The organism is Thiohalorhabdus sp. Cl-TMA (assembly GCF_041821045.1).
Lineage (GTDB): Bacteria > Pseudomonadota > Gammaproteobacteria > Thiohalorhabdales > Thiohalorhabdaceae > Thiohalorhabdus > Thiohalorhabdus methylotropha.
Map to the genome: position 1 here is coordinate 50,499 of NZ_JBGUAW010000010.1, position 19,103 is coordinate 69,601.

The window sequence follows — 19,103 nt, forward strand, 5'->3', positions numbered from 1 at the left end:
GATGGGGCCCGAAGCGTGCGGCCTGGAGCCCGTTAGCGCTCCTGACCGGCGAAGGCGGCCAGCAGCTGCAGCAGGCTGAGGAAGAGGTTGAAGATGGCCACGAACAGGGAAACGGTGGCCATGATGTAGTTGTCCTCACCGCCGTGGATGATCTGGCTGGTCTCCCAGAGGATCAGCCCGGACATCAGCAGGATGAAGGCGCCGGAAACCACCAGGGACAGGATGGGCATGCTGAAGATGGCCGCCGCCAGACCGGCCAGGAAGGCCACCATGATGCCGACGAAGATGAACCCGCCCAGGAAGCTGAAGTCCTTCTTGGTGGTTACCGCGTAACCGGACAGGCCCAGGAAGATGGCACCCGTGCCGCCGAAGGCGGTGAGGATCAGCTCGGAACCGTTGGAGAACACCTGCAGATAGGTGCTGAGAATCGGTCCGAGGGTAAGTCCCATGAAGCCGGTCAGGGCGAACACGGCCGCCAGTCCCCAAACGCTGTTGCGCAGGGCATTGGTGAGGAACAGCAGGCCGAAATAGCCCACCAGGGTCAGGATCAGCCCGGGGTGGGGCAGGTTCATGGCCATGGAGATTCCGGCCGTGGCGCCGCTGAACAGCAGCGTCATGGACAACAGCAGATAGGTGTTCCGGAGCACCTTGTTAGTCGCGAGGGCACCGGCCGTCTGTTGCGCCGCCGCGTACTGATTGTTTGCCATTATTGCGTTCGCCTCCGCTTACGGGATCATGGGGTTGGGGAAACCGAATTCGTGCTTAACAGGGCGGATTTCCAGATTCTGCCCTGAGCGGGACCGCCCATCAACCCGCATGAGAAAGGTCTTGTAATGCGCAGAATGCTGATCCGATCTCCTCTGGGTACGGCTTTCGATGCTCTGGTTCTGTTCGCTCTACTGGCGGGTGCGGTGGCCGCCGCGGAGCAATCGGACTTCCGACAGTCTATCATTCGACTATCGGACGGGGAGGAGGTTCCATTTTCTTTAATGATCCGGGACTTGGAGGAGGCCGACATCGTCCTGGTTGGCGAGGAGCATGACAGCCGCGCACACCATCGCGCCCAGCAGGTGATCCTGGCGGCCCTTCTGGGCCGCGGCAGGGTGGCCGTGGGCATGGAATCCTTCCCCTCCAGTAGCCAAAAAGCCCTCGACCATTGGTGGCGGGGCCGAACGGATTCGTTCCGTGCCTTCCTCAGGGAGGTCCGATGGTTCCAGGTATGGGGAATCGATCCCGCCCTGTACCGATCGCTTCTGGAGACGGTGCGCATGCACCGGGCCCCGCTGTTCGGCATCAATGTCCCCCGCCAGTGGATTTCCAAGGTGGCCCGGGAGGGGCTGGAAAGCCTGGATGAGGGGCAGCGGGACCGAATCGGTCCGGTGGCGCCCCCCTCGGAGGCCTATCGCCAGGTCCTGCGGGAGAGCCTGGCATCCCACGGTGGCGATCATGGCGCCGAAGGGTTCATAGAGGCCCAGACCGCCTGGGACGCCGCCATGGCCGGCGGGCTGTTGAAGGCGGCGCGCCGGCATTCGGATTCGGTGGTGGTGGGTATCGTGGGCAAGGGGCATATCCAGGGGGGACACGGCATTTCCCGCCAACTTCGCGCCCGGAACGGGGATCTGGAAGTACGGACCGTGGTGCCCTACGCGCCCGAAGCCGAGGAGCGGCCACCGAAATCGAGCGCCGATTATGCCTGGCCCATGAATCCGGACCGGGCCGGAGAGATCGTCCGGATCGGCGCGGTGCTGGATACGAGCGAGAGCGGCCCGGGCGTTGGGGTGAAATCGGTGCAAGCGAGCTCACCGGCGGACAAGGCGGGACTCCGGGCCGGGGACCGTATCCTGGCCATCAATGGAATGGAGGTCTCCGGGACCACCCTGCTGATCTACAATATACGTCGGCAGCAGTGGGGTGGCTGTCTACGGCTCCGGATCCGCCGCGGGGAGAAGCAGCGGCAGCTCATGGTGACCCTGGCCCGCCCGTCGCAAGACGGCTCACCCGGGAGCCATGCCCGGGAGTAGCCCCAGGAGGATATCCGCTCCTTCCTCGGCCCCCGTGGGAGCGGGTCGGGGCAGGGGGGCCTGGCGGGCCACGTGCTCCAGGGCACCGGCCAGGTGGCCCCGCTCCAGCTCGTCGCGCGTGATCTCCCGACAGCGCGCATGGGCATGCAGCCAGCCCAGGAGGTAGGGCTCCTCCGGCCAGTCACCGCGCGGCAGGTACAGGACATCGACCCCGTGGCAGGCCGCCTCCACCAGGGTCCCGTAGCCGGGCTTGGTCACCACCACGTCGCACGCCGCCAAGGCCGCCAAGTGGTTCAGGCCCAGGCCGTCGAGGCTCTGAAAATCCGGCCGGCTCGGGGCCGGTCCGGGGGTCAGCCAGTGCACCCCCGGGAGGCGCGGCCAGCCTTTCGGGGCAAGCTCGAAGGGCAAGCCACCCAGGGTTACCAGGCCGAGCCGCGCCCCAGCGGGGACCCCCAGGTGCGTTCGCAAGGTGGCCGGGTCGTTTCCCGCGCGCTCCGCCAGTGGCCCGATTTCCCGCCGGTTGCTTAGATAGGACATGGGCATGTGCGGCACCGGCTGCAGGAAGCAGCAGGCGTCATTGTAGGCCCGAATCATGTCCGCATGGATCTCCGCGGCGCCGGGGAAGGCCCCGCAGTAGGCGGAGAAGACGCCCGCCCAGTCCAGGGAGCACAGCACCGCCGCAGGGATGCCGGCGAGACGGGCGGCGGCCGGGCTCAGGTAGGGGGCGTCCGCAAGCACGAGGTCCGGGGCCAGGGCTTCGATCCGTCGGGCCTGTTCGGCCACTCTGTGCTCCCAGTCCCGATGGAAATGCGCGTAGGCGCGGATACTGGCTTTCCGGTCAACGGTCAGCGCGTCCTGCATGGCCATTCCTGGGTCCAGCTGCACCCGGTGCTGCTCGAAGGGCACCTGGAGCCGCTCCCGCAGCAGGCGCTCCGGAAGGTCGGCCCGAACCATGACCTGCAGCTCTGGGAGCCGATTCTCCAGGGCGTTCACCACCGGGGCGGCCTGGGCCAGGTGCCCGAACCCGTGGGCGGAGATGTCCAGGAGCAGTCGGGTCATTGCAGTATCAGGAACCAGAGGGGCGTGGTCAGGAGGCTGACAGCGGTACTGAGAGTCACGGCCTTAGCGTAGAGCGGCGTATCGAGCCCGTACCGGTCGCACAGGACCACGCCCAGGAGCATGGAGGGCATTGCCCCCTCGATCACTACCGCCTGCAGGATGCCACCCTCCAGGCCGAGGCCCGAGGCCGCACCGAGCACCAGAAGGGGCTGGGCGCCCAGCTGGAGGACCAGGACCAATAGCGGTAGAGAGAGGCCGCGGGTGGGGCTCCCGGTCCAGGTCAGGCTCATGCCCAGGGCCAGGAGCATGAGCGCCGGGACGCTCTCACCCATGTCCGCCAGCAGATTCATCAGGAGCGGTGGAGGCTGAACGCCGCCCGCGTTCAAGAGGATGGCCAGCAGGGCGGCCCACAGGGGCGGAACCCGGAGCAGTCCCCGCAGAGCCCCCTCGGATGCTTCCCGGTTCCCGTAGTGGCGGGCGATCAGGATGCCCAGGGTAAGGAGAAGCGGAAAGCAGGCGAAGAGGTCGAACTGAATCGCCACGCGGCGGGCCCACTCGCCGAAGGTGGCGGCAAGAATGGGCAGGCCCAGGTAGGTGGCATTGGGCCAGGAGCCGGCGAGGATCAGGGCGCCACCGGTGGCGCCCGGCAGGCCCAGCAGGCGCACGGCCAGTACGGTAACCGCCAGCATGCCGAGGACACCCGCCAGGGCGGAGGCGGCAATGCCCACGGACTCCATGCCGAGGGGCGCCTCCCAGAGAACGGACAGGATCAGGGCGGGAAGCAGCAGGTAATACACCAGATTGGCGACGGCATGCCGCATGAGGTCGGCGTGGAGCCCGCCTGGCTGCAGGACGCGCCAGAATACGCCGATGGCCACCAACGCCGCCATCTGGCCCATGGTTTGAATCAAGGCCTACCTCCCGTTCCCGGAGCGACAGGGAACGGGATTCTACAGGTTCGTGGCGCTGCGCTTTAGCCCGTTTCCCCGGTCGGTGAGAGCAGGCGGTTTGCCCCGACTGTATAATCCCGGCACGGAGCAGGGGTCGCCCCATCGCCGGATCCTGACGGGCCGGCCGTCCCGGTCCCCTATTTTCGCCCCGCATCGCGGCATTCCCGAAGGCCCCCGGTGGATCAGGAGTACGCCATGGATTATCTCCCTATCTTCATGAACGTGACGGATTCCCCTGGTCTCGTGGTGGGCGGGGGCCAGGTGGCGGCCCGCAAGGTGGAGCTTCTTCGGCGGGCCGGCATGGCGGTGCGGGTGGTGGCACCGCGCCTGTGCGAGACCCTCCGGGCGGAGCGGGCCGAGGGAAACATCGAGCACCGCGAGCGGGAATTCCGAACTATGGATCTGGACCCCTGCCGGGTGGTCATCGCGGCGACAAACCACAGGGCGGTGAATGCGGAGGTTTCGGAGGCCGCGCGGGCGCGGAATATCCCCGTGAACGTGGTGGATTGTCCGGAGCTCTCCACCTTCATCGTACCGGCGGTGATCGATCGCTCCCCCCTGGTGCTGGCTCTCTCCACCGGCGGCGCCGCGCCGGTGCTGGCGCGCTTGCTGCGCGCCCGGCTGGAGACGTTCCTTCCCGCGGCCTATGGGCGGCTGGCCGCCCTGATGGGCGGATTCCGGGCAGCGGTGAAACAGCGGTTCGCGCAGTCCGAGGAGCGCCGGCGCTTCTGGGAGCGGATTCTGGAAGGCCCTATCGCCGAGCGCGTCCTGGAGGGCGACGAGTCCGGCGGCAAACAAGCCCTCGAGGAGGTCCTGGAGGCGGGGGCCGCACCCGACCCGGTGGGGGAGGTGGCACTGGTGGGTATCGGGCTGGGCGACCCGGATCTGTTGACCGTGAAAGCGCTGCGCATCATGCAGCAGGCGGACGTGGTGGTCTATGACCGACCGGTTTCGGAGGCACTCATGGACCGCGTCCGCCGGGATGCGGAACGGGTATTCGTGGGCAGGACCGCCGACGGCCATGCCTTGCCGCAGGAATCCGTAAACGAGCTCCTGGTCCGGTACGCTTCGGAGGGCCAACGGGTGGTGCGCCTCGAAGGGGGAGATCCCTTCGCTTCCGGACGGGGTGCCGAGGAAATCCGGCACCTCCAAGAGGCGGGAATCTTCTGCCGGGTGGTCCCGGGGATCACGGCTGCCTTGGGCTGTGCGGCTTATTGCGGCATTCCGCTCACCCATCGGGAGCACGCGCAGGCCGTAGTGCTTGTGACCGGGCACCTCCGAAACGACGAACTGGACCTGCCCTGGACCACGCTGGTACAGCCCCGGCAGACCGTGGTGGCCTACATGGACCTGGAAACATTGCCGAAGCTCTGCGCCGGGCTGAGGGACCACGGACTGCCCGATGATTGGCCGGCGGCGGTGGTGGAGCAGGGTGGCGGGCCGGATCGGCAGGTCGTCGCCGGCACCCTGGCCGATCTGCCGGGCCGGACGGCGGAGGCGGGAGCGCGGTCGCCAGCCGTGGTGGTCGTGGGACAGGTGGTGTCGCTCCGCGGTCACTCGGAGTAAGAGGCGCAAGCCGCGGATCCATGGACGGGAGCCCGGACCGAGCCTTGGCTCCAGCCCTTCCATCGGCGCCTGACCTGCCAGCCAGGGTCCGAGCTATCCCTCCGACGCCTCCAGGGCCGAACGGTATATCTCCACATAGCGCGCCGCGCTGCGCTCCCAGGTGAAATCTTGCCCCATTCCGGTGACCTGGATACGGCGCCAACGGTCCGGGGTTTCGTAGAGCGTAAGTGCCCGGCGGACGGCGCCCGCCAGGGCGGCGGGTGTATCGTCCAGGAAGGTTATGCCGGTGGCCCGCCCCGCCGCCAGGTTCTCAGAGTCGGCGTCCACCACCGAGTCCGCCAGTCCCCCCACCGCCCGGACCACGGGCACGGTTCCGTAGCGTAGGCCGTACAGCTGATTGAGCCCGCAAGGCTCGAAGCGGGAGGGCATGAGCAGCATATCCGCCCCCGCCTCCAGGCGATGGGCCAGGGCCTCCGAAAAGCCCAGGTGGAGGCCCACCCTGCCCGGATGGTATTCCGCCAGCCTGCGCAGCGTGGTCTCGTAGTACCGGTCGCCCGTTCCTACCACGGCGAGCTGCGTCCCCTGGGCGAGGAGCTCGTGGGAAGCGCCGAGGATCAGGTCGATACCCTTCTGGTCCGCCAGTCGCGAGACCACGCCCAGCAAGGGGGTATCCGGCTCGGGGTCGAGGTCCAGCTCCGCCTGCAGGGCCTCCTTGACCGTTCGCTTGCCGGAAAGGTCCTGGCTGGAGTAGTGGGCCGGGAGGAATCGGTCCGTTTCCGGGTCCCACTGGCGGTGGTCGATGCCGTTGAGTATGCCGGTCAGCTCCGCGGCGCGGTGGCTGAACAGGCCCTCCAGGCCCCAGCCGTGTGCCGGGGTCTGGATCTCCCGAGCGTAGGTGGGGGAAACCGTGGTCAGACGGTCCGCAAAAACGGCCCCGCCCTTCATGAAGGAGAGGTGGTCGTAGAATTCCAGGGCGTCCGGATGCCAGAGCCAGGGCGGGAGCCCGAGCTCCTGGAAAGTGGCGAAGGGGAACAGGCCCTGGTAGGCGATATTGTGGACGGTGAAGACCACCGCCACCGGGACACGATTCAGCAGCATGCGCACGGGGACCAGCCCGGTCTGCCAGTCGTTGCAGTGAATCACGTCCGGCATCCAGCCGAGGCCCGCCCGGTCGCCGGCGATTGCGGCTGCCGCCCTCGCCAGTCGGTCGAAGCGCCGGGCATTATCCGGATGGGGGGCGCCGTCCGGACCCACATAGGGGTTGCCGGGGCGGTCGCTGAATCCCGGTGCGTCCAGCAGCCAGACCGGAACGGTTGAATCGGGCAGGCGGGCTTCCAGGAGGTCCGTGGCTCCGTCCAGCCGCGCGCCGTTCCAGCCCGGAACCGGAGGGGGCGCTTCCAGCTTGCGCAGGGTATCCGCATAGCCGGGCAAGAGGATGCGGACATCATGGCCCAGCTCCGACAGGGCGAAGGGCAGGCTGGCGGACACATCCCCGAGCCCGCCGGTCTTGACGAAGGGATGAACCTCGCTGCTGACGAACAGGATCTTGAGCATGGGCTCTCGCCCGCCTTACTGGGAATCGGACGGACGGAGGATGATCCCGGCGAGCGGCGGGAGGGTAAGGGTTATGGAGTAGGGATGCCCCATCCAGGGCGCTTCCGAGGCGGTGACTCCCCCCGCATTGCCCAGGTCCGAGCCGCCGTAGAAGGCCGAATCGGAGTTGATCAGCTCCCGGTAATGCCCGCCGCGGGGAACACCCAGACGGAAGGGGGCACGCGGCACCGGGGTGAAATTGAAGGCGCCTACCACCAGCCGGCCCCCGTCGTAGCGGAGGAAGGAGAGGGTGGACTGGTCGGCGTCGTGACAGTCGATCCAGGCGAAGCCTTCCTCGCTGAAATCGTGGCGGAACAGGGCCGGCTCCTCGCGGTGGACGCGGTTAAGGTCCGCCACCAGGGATTGCAGGCCGTTGTGGAAGCCATGCTGCAGGACCTCCCAGCGCAGCCCGCGCTCCTCGCCCCACTCCTCCCATTGGCCGATTTCATTGCCCATGAACAGGAGCTTCTTGCCAGGATAGGCGTACATATAGGTATAGAGCAGGCGCAGATTGGCGAACTTCTGCCACTCGTCCCCGGGCATCTTGGCCACCATGGCGCCCTTGCCGTGCACCACCTCGTCGTGGCTGAAGGGCAGGACGAAGTTTTCCGTGAAGGCGTAGATGAGCCCGAAGGTAAGATGGTCGTGGTTGTAGTGCCGGAAGATGGGATCCAGGGCCATGTACTCCAGCGTGTCGTTCATCCAGCCCATGTTCCACTTCATGGAGAAGCCCAGGCCGCCCACGTAGGGTGGACGCGTAACCTGGGGCCAGGATGTTGACTCCTCAGCGATCACCAGGGCCCCCGGATGGCGCTCGTGAACCACCCGGTTGAGCTCGCGCATGAAATCGATGGCCTCCAGGTTCTCCCGGCCGCCGTAGAGGTTGGGGACCCAATCGTCGGCGCCGCGGGAGTAGTCCAGATAGAGCATGGACGCCACCGCGTCCACCCGCAGGCCGTCCACGTGGAATTCCTCCAGCCAGAAGAAGGCCGAGGAGAGCAGGAAGTTGCGCACCTCCGGGCGGCCGTAATTGAAGATCAGCGTGCCCCAGTCGCGGTGCTCGCCCTGGCGCGGATCCTCGTGCTCGTAGAGGCCGGTGCCGTCGAACCGTGCCAGTCCGTGGGGGTCCTTGGGGAAGTGGCCGGGGACCCAGTCCAGCAGCACGCCGATGCCGTTGCGGTGGCAATGGTCGACGAAATACCGGAACCCGTCCGGATCGCCGAAGCGGCTGGTGGGGGCGTAGAAACCGGTGATCTGGTAGCCCCAGGAGGCATCCAGGGGATGCTCGGAGACGGGCATGAGCTCCACGTGGGTGAAGCCCATGCGCGTTACGTAATCCACCAGCCGGTGGGCCAGCTCCCGGTAGTCCAGGAAGGAACCGTCCTCGGCGCGCTGCCAGGATCCCAGGTGTACCTCGTAGGCGGCCAAGGGGGCATGGAGCCACTCCCATTCCTCCCGGTCCCGCATCCAGTCGTCGTCCCCCCATTCGTACCGGCAGGGGCCTTCGATCACGGTGGCGGTGTCCGGCCGGACCTCGAACCGGCGGCCATAGGGGTCCGATTTGAGCAATACTTCCCCCGTGACGCGGCTACGGATCTCGAACTTGTACAGCTCGCCCGGATGCAGGCCGGGTACGAACAGCTCCCAGACGCCGCTATCGCCGCGGGCCCGCATGGGATGACGGCGGCCATCCCACTGGTTGAAGCTGCCCACCACGCTGACGCGCTCGGCATTGGGTGCCCACACGGAGAACAGGACGCCGGTTTCCCCGTCCGCCTCGTGGACGTGGGCGCCCAGGAAATTGTAGGCGTGCCAGTGGCGCCCTTCCCGGAACAGGTGAAGATCGAAGTCGGCGAGCCGGGGGCCGAAGGTGTAGGGATCGATGACCGAATGCTCGGCGCCCTCGGCATCGACCCAGGTCAGGCGGTAGTGGACGGGCAGGTGGTCGCCGATGCCGTACCATTCGAACAGGTCGGTGTCCGCCACCCGTTCCAGCTCCGCTCCGGTCTCCTCGATGCGCACGCTACGGGCACCGGGAAGCAAAGTCCGGATGACATCCTCGGGACCCTCCCGATGGCGGCCGAGCACGGCGAAGGGGTCCGAATGGCGGGCCTCGAGAAGCTCCCGGAGGCCGGGATCCATGGTGGGCGATTCCTGTGGCATGGGGTGTCCTGTGGCCAAGCTGGTGCGGAAAGGGCGGCCGGGGGGAAGCCATGGTCTTGGACGGCTGCCCCGGTCAATGGTTAATTGGAATTACACAGCCAATGTAACGCACTGCCTCCGAACTAGGTGCGCCAGGGAGCCTGCAAGAATCTTATGAGCGATCGAGAGCATGGAGCCGCCCCCCTCCGGGAAAACACGGAAAATCCCCGTTTCGTCAGCCTCCTGACCAAGGAAACCCTGGCCCTGATCCTGGCCGGCGGGCGCGGCTCCCGCCTGGGACGCCTGACCCTGTGGCGGGCCAAGCCCGCCACCCCGTTCGGAGGGAAGTTCCGGATCGTGGATTTCCCGCTGTCCAATTGCATGAACTCCGGAATCCGCCGCATCGGGGTGCTTACCCAGTACAAGGCCCATTCCCTGATCCGCCATGTACAGAAAGGGTGGAATTTCCTGCGCGGCGAGTTCAACGAATTCGTGGAGCTGCTTCCCGCGCAGCAAAGGATCACAACTTCTTGGTATCAGGGAACCGCCGATGCCGTCTATCAGAATCTGGACATCATCCGGGGACACCACCCGGAGTACGTCTTGATCCTGGCCGGGGACCACGTCTACAAGATGGACTACGGCCCCATGATCGCCCGTCACGTGGAAAGCGGGGCGGACATGACCGTGGGCTGCATCGAGGTCTCCCGCGAGAAGGCCAAGGCCTACGGCGTGATGACCACCGACCCCGACGGCCGCGTGGTCAAGTTCGCGGAAAAGCCCGAGGAGCCCGATCCGGTGCCCGGGGAAACCGAGGTTTCCCTCGCCTCCATGGGCATATACATATTCAACACCCAGTTTCTCTACGAACAGCTCATCCAGGATGCCGACGATTCCTTCTCCTCCCATGACTTCGGCAAGGACATCATTCCGAAGGTGATCGAGCGCCAGAAGGTCATGGCCTATCCCTTCCGGGATCCGCAGACCGGGGATCAGGGGTACTGGCGGGACGTGGGAACCATCGATGCCTTTTGGGCGGCCAACCTGGAGCTCATCGGCATCACCCCCGAGCTCAACCTCTACGATCAGGAATGGCCCATTTGGACCTATCAGGAGCAGCTTCCCCCCGCCAAATTCATCTTCGACGACGAGGACCGGCGTGGGATGGCCGTGGACTCCATGGTCTCCGGAGGCTGCATCATCTCCGGCGGCGTGGTCCGGCATTCCCTGCTCTTCTCCAACGTCTACGTCCATTCCCGGGCCTACGTGAAGGATTCGGTGATCCTTCCGGACGTGGAGGTGGGCGACCGGGCGGTGGTGAAACGGGCGGTGGTGGATCGGGGCTGCCGGATCCCCGAGGGGATGGTGATCGGCGAGGATCCGGAGGCCGATGCGGAACGATTCGACGTCAGTCCCGGGGGCGTCGTCCTGGTAACCCCCGAAATGCTGGGAATGCAACTGCACCATGTCCGATAACCGCCCGCTGAAGGTCGTTCTCTGCTGGCACATGCACCAGCCCCAGTACCTGGACCCGAGCTCCGGGAATTACCAGCTGCCCTGGACCTATCTCCACGGCATCAAGGATTACGTGGATATGGCCGCCCACCTGGAGGCGATTCCCGAGGCGCGGGCGGTAGTCAACTTCGCTCCGATCCTCCTCGACCAGCTGGAGAGCTACGCCCGGCAGATTCGGGATCACCTGCGCGAGGGAGCGCCCATCCGGGATCCGCTGTTGGCGGCATTGGACAGTCCGGTTCCTCCTGCGGGAAACGATGAGCGACTGACCCTGATCCAGGACTGCACCCGGGCCAACCGGAAGAATGTGGTAGACCGCTTCCCGGCCTTCCGGAGGCTGGTGGGCATGGCCGAGTGGCTGGAGGGGGACCCCGAGGCGCTGCTCTATATCGACGACCAGTTCATCGCCGATATCCTGACCTGGTACCACCTGGCCTGGATGGGCGAGACGGTGCGTCGGGAGGATCCCCGGATCCGGGGCCTGCAGGAGAAAGGAGGCGGTTTCACGGTGGAGGACCGGCGCCATCTGCTGTCCATCATCGGCGAGCTGCTCGAAGCCATTCCGGAGCGATACCGGCGCCTGGCGGAGAACGGCCAGGTTGAGCTTTCGGTTACCCCGTACGCCCATCCGATCCTTCCTTTGCTGCTGGATTTCCGTTCCATGCGCGAGACGCTTCCGGAGAGTCCCTTGCCGGAACGGTCCACGTATCCGGGAGGCGTGGACCGGGCACGCTGGCACTTGCGGGAGGGGGTGGAAACCTTCCGGCGCCACTTCGGTATCGCACCGAAGGGGTGCTGGCCCTCGGAAGGGGCGGTGAGCGAGCAGAGCCTGCAGCTCCTCACGGAAGCTGGCTTTACCTGGGCGGCCACGGGAGAGGGAGTGCTGGGCAACAGTCTGGGCAAAAAATATGAGAAATATGGCGACACCGCAGGCGCCAGTCTCTGCCACCCGTATCAGCTACGGGGGACGGGTACCCCTTGCTTTTTCCGCGACGACGAGCTGTCGGACCTGATCGGCTTCCAGTACTCCGACTGGCACGCCGACGACGCGGTGGGCGATCTGATCAACCGCCTGGAACAGATAGGCGAGGCCACGGCGGACCAGCCGGATCCGGTGGTGCCCATTATCCTGGACGGTGAGAATGCCTGGGAGCACTACCCGGAGAACGGCTACTACTTCCTCAGTGGGCTCTACCAACGTCTTTCCGAGCATGCCGGTATCGAGCTGACCACCTTCTCCGATGCCCTGGAGCGGGAGGTCCCGGTGAACGATCTGGAGCACCTGGTGGCCGGAAGCTGGGTCTACGGGACCCTCTCCACCTGGATCGGGGACAAGGACAAGAACCGCGGCTGGGAGATGCTGGTGGACGTGAAGGAGACATACGACCGGATCGTCGAGGAAGGACGGCTGGATGAAGCCGCCTTGAGGGAGGCCACCAACCAGCTGGCGACCTGCGAGGGCTCCGACTGGTTCTGGTGGTTCGGGGACTACAACCCGGCGGACGTGGTGCGCGATTTCGAACGGCTGTACCGGCTGCATATCAGCCGGTTGTACCGGACCCTGGGCGTGGAGCCCCCGGAATACCTCGCCCATACCTTCGCCCACGGCAGCGGACGCCCCGCCCATGGCGGCGTCATGCGACCGGGCCAGGCGCAGTGAGCAACCTCCACACCGCGAAGGGACCTTCCCCATGAGCGTGCAGCGCGGCCCCGTTGCCCGGCGCCGAGCCGGCATCCTACTCCATCCCACCTCGCTACCCGGTCCCCGGGAGAACGGTGACCTCGGCCCCGATGCCCACCGTTTCGTGGATTTCCTCGCGGAAGGGGGGCTCAGCGTCTGGCAGACCCTCCCGCTAGGCCCTACGCACGACGATGGCTCCCCCTACCAGTGCCTGTCCGCCCATGCGGGGAATCCGCGTCTGGTGGCCCTGGAGCCCCTGGCGGAGGCGGGTTGGCTGGACGGCGTTCCGGAACCGCCGGGCGATCGGGAGGATGCGGAGGCCCATACCTGGAAATGCCTGCGCAGCGCCCACGCCGGATTCCTGGAGCGCGCGGACGGTGCGGCGTGGGAGGCCTTCGATGCGTTCTGCCGGGAGAAAGCCCACTGGCTGGAAGCCTACGCCCTGTTCATGGCCCTGCGCGGTGAAGGGGAGCGGCCCTGGTGGGAATGGTCGGCGCCGCTGCGGGACCGGAGGTCCGATGCCCTTGAAGAGGCCGCCGGCAGCCGATCCGGGGAGATGGCGCTCCATCGGTTCGTACAGTGGCAGTTCTTTGAGCAGTGGCGGGCGCTCAAGGACTACGCCAACGAGCGAGGCATCCTGCTTTTCGGGGACCTGCCCATCTTCGTGGCCCACGACAGCGCCGAGGTGTGGGCCCACCGGGAGCTATTCGACCTCGACCAAGCGGGGAGCACGGCCACCGTAGCCGGAGTGCCCCCGGACTATTTCTCCGAGACGGGGCAGTACTGGGGCAATCCCCATTACCGCTGGGACCGTATCGCCGCGGACGGATACGCCTGGTGGATCGAGCGCATGCGTACCCAGCTGGAGCTGTTCGACTGGGTGCGTATCGACCATTTCCGCGGCTTCGTGGCCTTCTGGGAGGTCCCGGAGGGACAGCCCGCCACGGAAGGGCGCTGGGTACAGGGGCCGGGAGCGGATTTCTTCCGCGCCCTGGAGGAGGCCCTGGGCGATCTTCCCTTGGTGGCCGAGGACCTGGGGGTGATCACCCCGGAGGTGACCGGACTCCGGGAGCGTTTCGGATTGCCCGGCATGAAGATCCTGCAGTTCGCCTTCGGCGGCGGCCCGGACAATCCCTATCTGCCGCACCACCACCAGCGGGACTTCGTGGTCTATACCGGAACCCACGACAACAACACCACCCTGGGCTGGTGGCAGGAGGAGGTTTCCGGGGAGGTTCAGGAGGAAGTCCGGGAGTATCTGGGTTATCCCGGGGAGCCCGTACCCTGGCCGTTAGTGCGTGCCGCCCTGGCCTCGGTGGGACGGACGGCGGTGGTGCCCATGCAGGATCTCCTCGGGCTGGATGGCCGACACCGTATGAATCAGCCGGCGACCATGGAGGGCAACTGGCAGTGGCGCTTCCGCTGGGAGTGGGTCCCGGAAGGGCTGGCTTCCCGGCTGGCGCGGCTGAACCGCCTTTATGACCGCACCTAAGGCGGAAGCCGAGACGCGTGGCTCCGGCGCTGTCCGCGCCAAGCGGCGTAAAATTTATTGACAACCATGGTCTGTCGTTGATAAGTGACAGACACGGGCTGCGACCTCCCCAGATCCCGCAGTAGGGAAGTCCGCAAAGGGGTGGGGAGGTCGCCTTTTTCGTGGCCCGGAAGCCCCGGGGGCTACAGCCAGAGCATGCGTCCGGTCTCGTGCAATTGCGCGAGATCGGGGTGATAGGGATACATCCGCAGCTTGTAGAACTGCAGCCCGGGCAGGGTCGGCTCCAGGTCCAGATGGAATAGGGTGGCGCCGTCCGGTCCCTTTTCCTCCAGATGCGCCAGTCCGTGGCGCTCCTGCGTATCGAAGCCGCCCAGCGCGTTCTCCCGGCCCACCAGGCATTCGACCCGCACGTCCTCCGGCGACAGTCCGTTCAGGTGCACGGCGACGGTGATGGGCAGCTTGTCGCCGCTGGTTAGCGTGTGCGGAAACCAGTCGAGCCGCTCCATCCGCACGCTGTCCCAGGCTTCGTTCACGCGCCGTTTCCAGCGCGCCAGCGCGCGGGCGGATTCCCCTTCGTTGCGCGCCAGGCGCCGCTGCTGACGGCTCGCCGGACCGTAGAAGTCCCGGACGTAGTCCATGAGCATGCGCTGGGCGTTGAAGCGCGGAATCTGGGACTTGATGGCGTTCTTGGACATCCGCACCCATTCCTGACTGTAGCCGTGCCCGTTGCGCCGGTAGTACCGCGGCACCACCTGGTCCTCGAGGAGCTCCATGAGCTCCTTGGACTCCTCCCGGTTGCGGTAGTCGCTGCTCATCTCCGGGTCGTGGGGCGTGATCGCCCAGCCGTTCTCGCCGTTGTAGCCCTCGCCCCACCAGCCATCGAGCACGGAAAGGTTCAAGCCGCCATTGATGCCGGCTTTCTGGCCCGAGGTGCCGCTGGCCTCCTTGGGATATTCCGGGGTATTGAGCCAGACATCCACACCCGTCACGAGCTTCCGGGCCAGGGCCACGTCGTAGCCTTCCAGGAAGATGATCTTGCCCTCGAACTCCGGGCGCCGCGAGAACTCGTGGATCACCTTGATGAGGTGCTGGCCGGGCTGGTCATTGGGGTGCGCCTTGCCGGAGAACAGAAACAGCACGGGGCGATCCGGGTCGTTGACCAGTCGCGCCAGACGGTCCGGGTCGGTGAACAGTAGGGTGGCCCGCTTGTAGGTGGCGAATCTGCGGGCGAAGCCCACCGTCAGGATATCGGTGCGATCCGGGGAAAGGTGCTCGGTGAGCCGCTCGATCTGGGCCTGCGTGGCACCGTTGCGGCGGTGCCGATGGATGAGTCGTTGGCGGGCCTCGGTGAAGAGCTCCGCTTTCAGGGTCTGCCGCAGACTCCAGAAGCTGTGGTCCTGGATCTGGTCCATGCCCTTCCAGAAGTCCTCGTTGAGGAGCTCGCTCCGCCACTGTCCGCCGAAGTGGAGATCGAAAAAGCTCACCCATTCCCGGGCCAAGAAGGTGGGGACGTGTACGCCGTTGGTGACGTAGCCGATGGGGTTCTCCTCCATGGGAACCTCGGGCCAGATATAGCCCTCCATCTCCGAGGCCACCCGGCCGTGAATCCGGCTCACCCCGTTCTGGTAGCGGGAGGTACGCATGGCCAGCGCCGTCATGTTGAAACCGCCGTCGCCGTGCAGCCCGCTCCGGCCGAGCCCCAGGAGCCAGTCCATTTCCGCGCCCAGCTCCTCCTCGACATAGGAGGCGAAATAGGTGCCCATGAGCTCGGGGTCGAATATATCGTGACCCGCGGGTACCGGGGTGTGGGTGGTGAACACGGTGGCGCTCGCCGCGCGCTCCAGGGCGGTGTCCAGGTCCATGCCGCGGGCCAGGAGCTCGCGGCAGCGCTCCAGGGCCTGAAAGGCGGCATGCCCCTCGTTGATGTGCCAGACGGAGGGATTCAGCCCGAGGGCGCGCAGGGCACGGACACCGCCGATGCCCAGGACGATCTCCTGCTGAATACGGACGGTATTGTCGCCGCCGTACAACTGATAGGTGATGGACCGGTCCTGATCGTCGTTGTCGGGAAGGTCGGTGTCCAGCAGATAGATGGAGACGTGTCCCAGGCTTCCGCGCCAGATCCGTACCCGCACTTCGCGCCCGGGTAGCGGGGCGGTGATGTGGATTTCCTCGCCGTCCTCGTTGTGCACCGGCTCGATGGGCAAGTCGGCGAAATCGGTGGGGTTGTAGTGGGCCACCTGGTTGCCTTCCGCATCCACCGTCTGCACGAAGTAGCCCTGCCGGTAGAGGATCCCCACGGCCACCATGGGCAGGTGCATGTCGCTGGCGGCCTTGACCAGGTCCCCCGCCAGGATGCCCAGGCCGCCCGAGTACAGGGGCAGGCTCTCATGGAAGCCGAACTCGGCGCAGAAGTAGGCGATTAGGTCCTTGTCGTGGCTCAGATGCTCCTGAAGCTCGGAGCGCATGGGCTCCTTGTGGTAGCTGTCGAAGCTGGACAGTACCCGGTTGTACTCCTCCAGGAAGACCCGGTCCCGGGCCGCCTGCTCCAGACGGGACTGGCTGACACGGCGCAGGAAGATCTTGGGGTTGTGCCCGCAGCTCTCCCAGACCTCGTGGTCCAGCTGGTAGAAGAGTCCCCGGATGCGGCGGTCCCAGGTGTATTTGAAGTCGTTCGCCAGCTCACGCAGCCGGGCGAGATTCTCCGGGATTCGGGGCTGGACTTCCAGGCGGTAGCGGGTTCCGGGCATTTATGTGATTACCTGGCAAAAGGAAATTGGTTACGCGGAGCCAAGTATAGGGCCCCGGCGGCGGGTGAAAATACGGAAAGACCCCTAGTCCCCGTCATGCGTCTCCTTCCGGTCCGGGGGGCGTTCCAGGGAACGCCGCAGGGGATGCCCGGGAACGGGCCAGCGTCCCTTCGCGGCATTTTCGGCCCCCCGGAACGCAAGCCAGCCGTAGCTCCCGTAGTGGGGGAGGGGCCGGCTCAGGGCGGCCAGAGCCTCCGGGGATCGGGCCGCGACGAGCAGGCTGGGGGGCTCGCCGGGACCACTACGGCCCACAAGGACGCGGGCCGTGGACTCCCGGGGGAAATCCGGAAACGACCGATGACCGTCCAGGTCTCCCCAGGCTCCCGCCAGCTTGTCCGGCGGCACGATGCGGATCGTGGGCCTTCCTTTCCCATCCGCCGCGGATTCCTGCTCCCCCCGGCCGAGGGCTCGTCTCACCTGCCGCGCCGCGGAGCGCCAGTCCTTGCCGGAAAGCCCGGGGTCAAGACGGAGGCGGGCGGGTGCCTTGGCCAGGACGGCGGAAAGCCGCGGCGGTACCTCGGCCGGGGCCAGACTGCGGAATACCCGGTAGTCGGGGTCGACGGCAACCCCGGTAACCCGTTTCTCCGGCACCGGCCAGCGGAAAGTCTGACGGCGCTCGTTCAGCAGCGCGGTCACCTTACGGACGGAGCCGTCCGCATGCTGCAGGTGAACCGGAAGATGGAGGGGGTAGGGCGGGACTTCCTGGGCCAGCGTCAACCGAACCTGGTCCCCGTCCGAACGGACCGCGGCGATGCGCAGGCTCGGGGCGCCCGGGCGGTCGAGCCAGGCCTGGAAGAAGCGGCCCAGCTCGCGCCCGCTGGCGCCCTCGAAGGCCTGCTGGAGATCGCCCCAGGACGCGCGCCGGTAGCGGTGCTCCCGGTAGAAGCGACGCAGGGCGGCATTGAAGGACTCGCCGCCCAGCCGGTCGCGCAGCATGATCCAGAGGAAAGCCGCCTTGTTGTAGCCCACGGTACGGGAGACCTCGTTCACCCGGGCGCCGAAATCCCGCAAGGCCGGCGCCGGTCCGTCCCGGTTGTAGGTGGCGAAATCCTGCAGCCAGCGCAGGCGCATCCTGCGGGCGGCCTCTGGAGAGGATCGCGCCCGCAGGCGGTAGTCCGCGCCGAAGGTGGTCAGGCCTTCCGCCCAGTTGCCGCTACCGGGTGCCACGTAGACCCCGTTTCCCCACCAGTTGTGCAGCACCTCATGGGGCAGCGACTGCTGGCGGATGAAGGGCAGGGGCAGGATGCGGCGGCTGAGATAGGCGATGCCGGGATATCCGAATCCGGTGGGCCAGGGACTGCTGACCACGGCGAAACCGGCATGGGGATACCGGCCGTAGCGCTTCTCGAACAGTTCCATGTACCGCGCGGAGTCGGCGAGATAGGCATCGGCGAGCCCCTCGAGTCCCTGGTGGAAGAAGGTCGCCACCGGGATTTCCCGGGAGGCGGAGCGCCGCTGGACCGTGTAGGGGCCACCCAGGACCACCGCCGCCTCGGCAGGGTGCTCCACCCGGAATCGGGTGACGCGGCGGGATTCGGTGACGTGCCCGGTTTCCCGGTTCCCCGGTGCCGCAACCCGGATTGCCCGGGGCGCATTGACCGCCAGCTCATAGGTGTGCAGGCGATTGCCGAGGCGGGGATACCAGCTCCCGCCGCCCAGGAAAACGCCCTTTCCTCCCAATCGCGGACCGAAGCCCCTGAGTACAGAGCGAGAGGTGGCCGTATCCCGGCCCGTAAGCGTGCCTGCGAATCGCACATCCGCCGTATGGTCCCCGGCTTTCAGGGAGCGGTCCCCGGTCCATAGGCGGGGGCTCCCGGGTTTTCGCCCACCGGGGTACTCCCGGCCGTCCACCTGCACGGACCGGACCGCCAGATCGGGGTGGAGCCGGAAGGAGAAGGGCCCCTCGCCCTGCCAGCGGATGCGGTCCACACCCTGAAGGCGGCTTGCCCCGGGATCCAGGGTGACCCGGATGTGGTGGTCTGGAAGCACGTCGCTCTCGGCTGCTCCGGACTCCATCCCCGTGACAATCAGTAGGGGGACGAGGAGCAGGGGCAGGAGGCTACCCCTCATCCCCGGCATCCCCCCTTCGGGGCTCCGCTTCGGCCACCCACTGGTCATAGCACCCAAGCCCGCAAAAATAGAGTACGTACTCCTGACTTTCCAGGCTCTTGGCCTCGTTGCGGGGGATCTCGGCCAGGCAGACCTCGCAGGATACCCGCTGGTGCTGCCCAGGCTTTCCTGGATCATTCATCTCCGCCTCCGGTGCGGCCTCGA

General features: G+C 66.6%; 13 protein-coding genes. 5 read left to right on the plus strand and 8 right to left on the minus strand.

The window, feature by feature from the left end:
• Positions 1-32: 32 nt before the first annotated feature.
• Positions 33-707 carry a Bax inhibitor-1/YccA family protein gene (locus ACERLL_RS14320; protein ID WP_373656787.1) on the minus strand — a complete coding sequence of 225 codons (675 nt, stop codon included), beginning with the start codon at positions 705-707 and terminating at the stop codon, positions 33-35.
• Between the two features lie 282 nt (positions 708-989).
• Here ACERLL_RS14320 and ACERLL_RS14325 point away from each other — a divergent pair, with 282 nt between their 5' ends.
• The gene (locus ACERLL_RS14325) at positions 990-2,021 is read left to right on the plus strand and encodes a ChaN family lipoprotein (protein ID WP_373656788.1); all 1,032 of its coding nucleotides are present in this window, start codon (positions 990-992) and stop codon (positions 2,019-2,021) included.
• Here the strand turns inward: ACERLL_RS14325 and ACERLL_RS14330 are convergent.
• The gene (locus tag ACERLL_RS14330) at positions 1,995-3,080 is read right to left on the minus strand and encodes a hypothetical protein (protein ID WP_373656789.1); all 1,086 of its coding nucleotides are present in this window, start codon (positions 3,078-3,080) and stop codon (positions 1,995-1,997) included. The two genes, ACERLL_RS14325 and ACERLL_RS14330, sit on opposite strands and share 27 nt — an antisense overlap.
• Positions 3,077-3,991, minus strand: a complete 915-nt coding sequence (locus ACERLL_RS14335; protein ID WP_373656790.1) for an AEC family transporter — start codon at positions 3,989-3,991, stop codon at positions 3,077-3,079. Before ACERLL_RS14335 ends, ACERLL_RS14330 begins: the two co-directional genes overlap by 4 nt.
• Positions 3,992-4,225: 234 nt before the next feature.
• On the opposite strand from ACERLL_RS14335, the gene cysG reads away from it, so the two are divergent.
• Entirely contained in the window at positions 4,226-5,596 is a 1,371-nt protein-coding gene (cysG, locus tag ACERLL_RS14340) for a siroheme synthase CysG (RefSeq protein ID WP_373656791.1), read from the plus strand.
• A gap of 93 nt (positions 5,597-5,689) precedes the next feature.
• On the opposite strand, the gene glgA is transcribed toward cysG, so the two are convergent.
• Both glgA and glgB read right to left on the minus strand, forming a co-directional pair.
• Positions 5,690-7,150: a glycogen synthase GlgA gene (glgA, locus tag ACERLL_RS14345; RefSeq protein WP_373656792.1), complete on the minus strand. Its 1,461-nt coding sequence runs from the start codon at positions 7,148-7,150 to the stop codon at positions 5,690-5,692.
• A 15-nt stretch (positions 7,151-7,165) separates the two neighbouring features.
• Complete coding sequence (glgB, locus tag ACERLL_RS14350; protein WP_373656793.1) at positions 7,166-9,352, minus strand: 1,4-alpha-glucan branching protein GlgB; 2,187 nt, start codon at positions 9,350-9,352, stop codon at positions 7,166-7,168.
• 153 nt (positions 9,353-9,505) lie between these two features.
• Here glgB and glgC point away from each other — a divergent pair, with 153 nt between their 5' ends.
• Genes glgC through malQ form a run of 3 tightly spaced genes read left to right on the plus strand, consistent with a single transcriptional unit; the run spans position 9,506 to position 14,019 of the window.
• Positions 9,506-10,807: a glucose-1-phosphate adenylyltransferase gene (gene glgC / locus ACERLL_RS14355; protein ID WP_373656794.1), complete on the plus strand. Its 1,302-nt coding sequence runs from the start codon at positions 9,506-9,508 to the stop codon at positions 10,805-10,807.
• On the plus strand, positions 10,797-12,506 hold the full coding sequence (locus tag ACERLL_RS14360) for a glycoside hydrolase family 57 protein (RefSeq protein WP_373656795.1): 1,710 nt from the start codon (positions 10,797-10,799) through the stop codon (positions 12,504-12,506). The genes glgC and ACERLL_RS14360 overlap by 11 nt, the downstream gene beginning before the upstream one ends.
• 31 nt (positions 12,507-12,537) lie before the next feature.
• Positions 12,538-14,019, plus strand: coding sequence for a 4-alpha-glucanotransferase (gene malQ / locus ACERLL_RS14365; RefSeq protein WP_373656796.1), 1,482 nt, complete (start codon positions 12,538-12,540; stop codon positions 14,017-14,019).
• Between the two features lie 182 nt (positions 14,020-14,201).
• Here malQ and glgP read toward each other — a convergent pair whose 3' ends face one another.
• The 3 genes from glgP to ACERLL_RS14380 form a co-directional block, all read right to left on the minus strand.
• Positions 14,202-16,769, minus strand: coding sequence for an alpha-glucan family phosphorylase (glgP, locus tag ACERLL_RS14370; protein ID WP_373656797.1), 2,568 nt, complete (start codon positions 16,767-16,769; stop codon positions 14,202-14,204).
• A gap of 84 nt (positions 16,770-16,853) precedes the next feature.
• Complete coding sequence (locus tag ACERLL_RS14375) at positions 16,854-18,899, minus strand: M1 family metallopeptidase (RefSeq protein ID WP_373656798.1); 2,046 nt, start codon at positions 18,897-18,899, stop codon at positions 16,854-16,856.
• Positions 18,889-19,080, minus strand: coding sequence for a DUF3330 domain-containing protein (locus tag ACERLL_RS14380; protein ID WP_373656799.1), 192 nt, complete (start codon positions 19,078-19,080; stop codon positions 18,889-18,891). The genes ACERLL_RS14375 and ACERLL_RS14380 overlap by 11 nt, the downstream gene beginning before the upstream one ends.
• Positions 19,081-19,103 lie beyond the last annotated feature (23 nt).

Excerpts from the sequence above, each read along its gene's own strand:
- ACERLL_RS14380 (WP_373656799.1), bottom strand. The coding sequence starts at position 19,080 with ATGAATGATCCAGGAAAGCCTGGGCAGCACCAGCGGGTATCCTGCGAG.
- malQ (WP_373656796.1), top strand. The coding sequence starts at position 12,538 with ATGAGCGTGCAGCGCGGCCCCGTTGCCCGGCGCCGAGCCGGCATCCTA.
- ACERLL_RS14360 (WP_373656795.1), top strand. The coding sequence starts at position 10,797 with ATGTCCGATAACCGCCCGCTGAAGGTCGTTCTCTGCTGGCACATGCAC.
- glgC (WP_373656794.1), top strand. The coding sequence starts at position 9,506 with ATGAGCGATCGAGAGCATGGAGCCGCCCCCCTCCGGGAAAACACGGAA.
- cysG (WP_373656791.1), top strand. The coding sequence starts at position 4,226 with ATGGATTATCTCCCTATCTTCATGAACGTGACGGATTCCCCTGGTCTC.
- glgA (WP_373656792.1), bottom strand. The coding sequence starts at position 7,150 with ATGCTCAAGATCCTGTTCGTCAGCAGCGAGGTTCATCCCTTCGTCAAG.
- ACERLL_RS14320 (WP_373656787.1), bottom strand. The coding sequence starts at position 707 with ATGGCAAACAATCAGTACGCGGCGGCGCAACAGACGGCCGGTGCCCTC.
- glgP (WP_373656797.1), bottom strand. The coding sequence starts at position 16,769 with ATGCCCGGAACCCGCTACCGCCTGGAAGTCCAGCCCCGAATCCCGGAG.
- ACERLL_RS14375 (WP_373656798.1), bottom strand. The coding sequence starts at position 18,899 with ATGAGGGGTAGCCTCCTGCCCCTGCTCCTCGTCCCCCTACTGATTGTC.
- glgB (WP_373656793.1), bottom strand. The coding sequence starts at position 9,352 with ATGCCACAGGAATCGCCCACCATGGATCCCGGCCTCCGGGAGCTTCTC.
- ACERLL_RS14330 (WP_373656789.1), bottom strand. The coding sequence starts at position 3,080 with ATGACCCGACTGCTCCTGGACATCTCCGCCCACGGGTTCGGGCACCTG.
- ACERLL_RS14325 (WP_373656788.1), top strand. The coding sequence starts at position 990 with ATGATCCGGGACTTGGAGGAGGCCGACATCGTCCTGGTTGGCGAGGAG.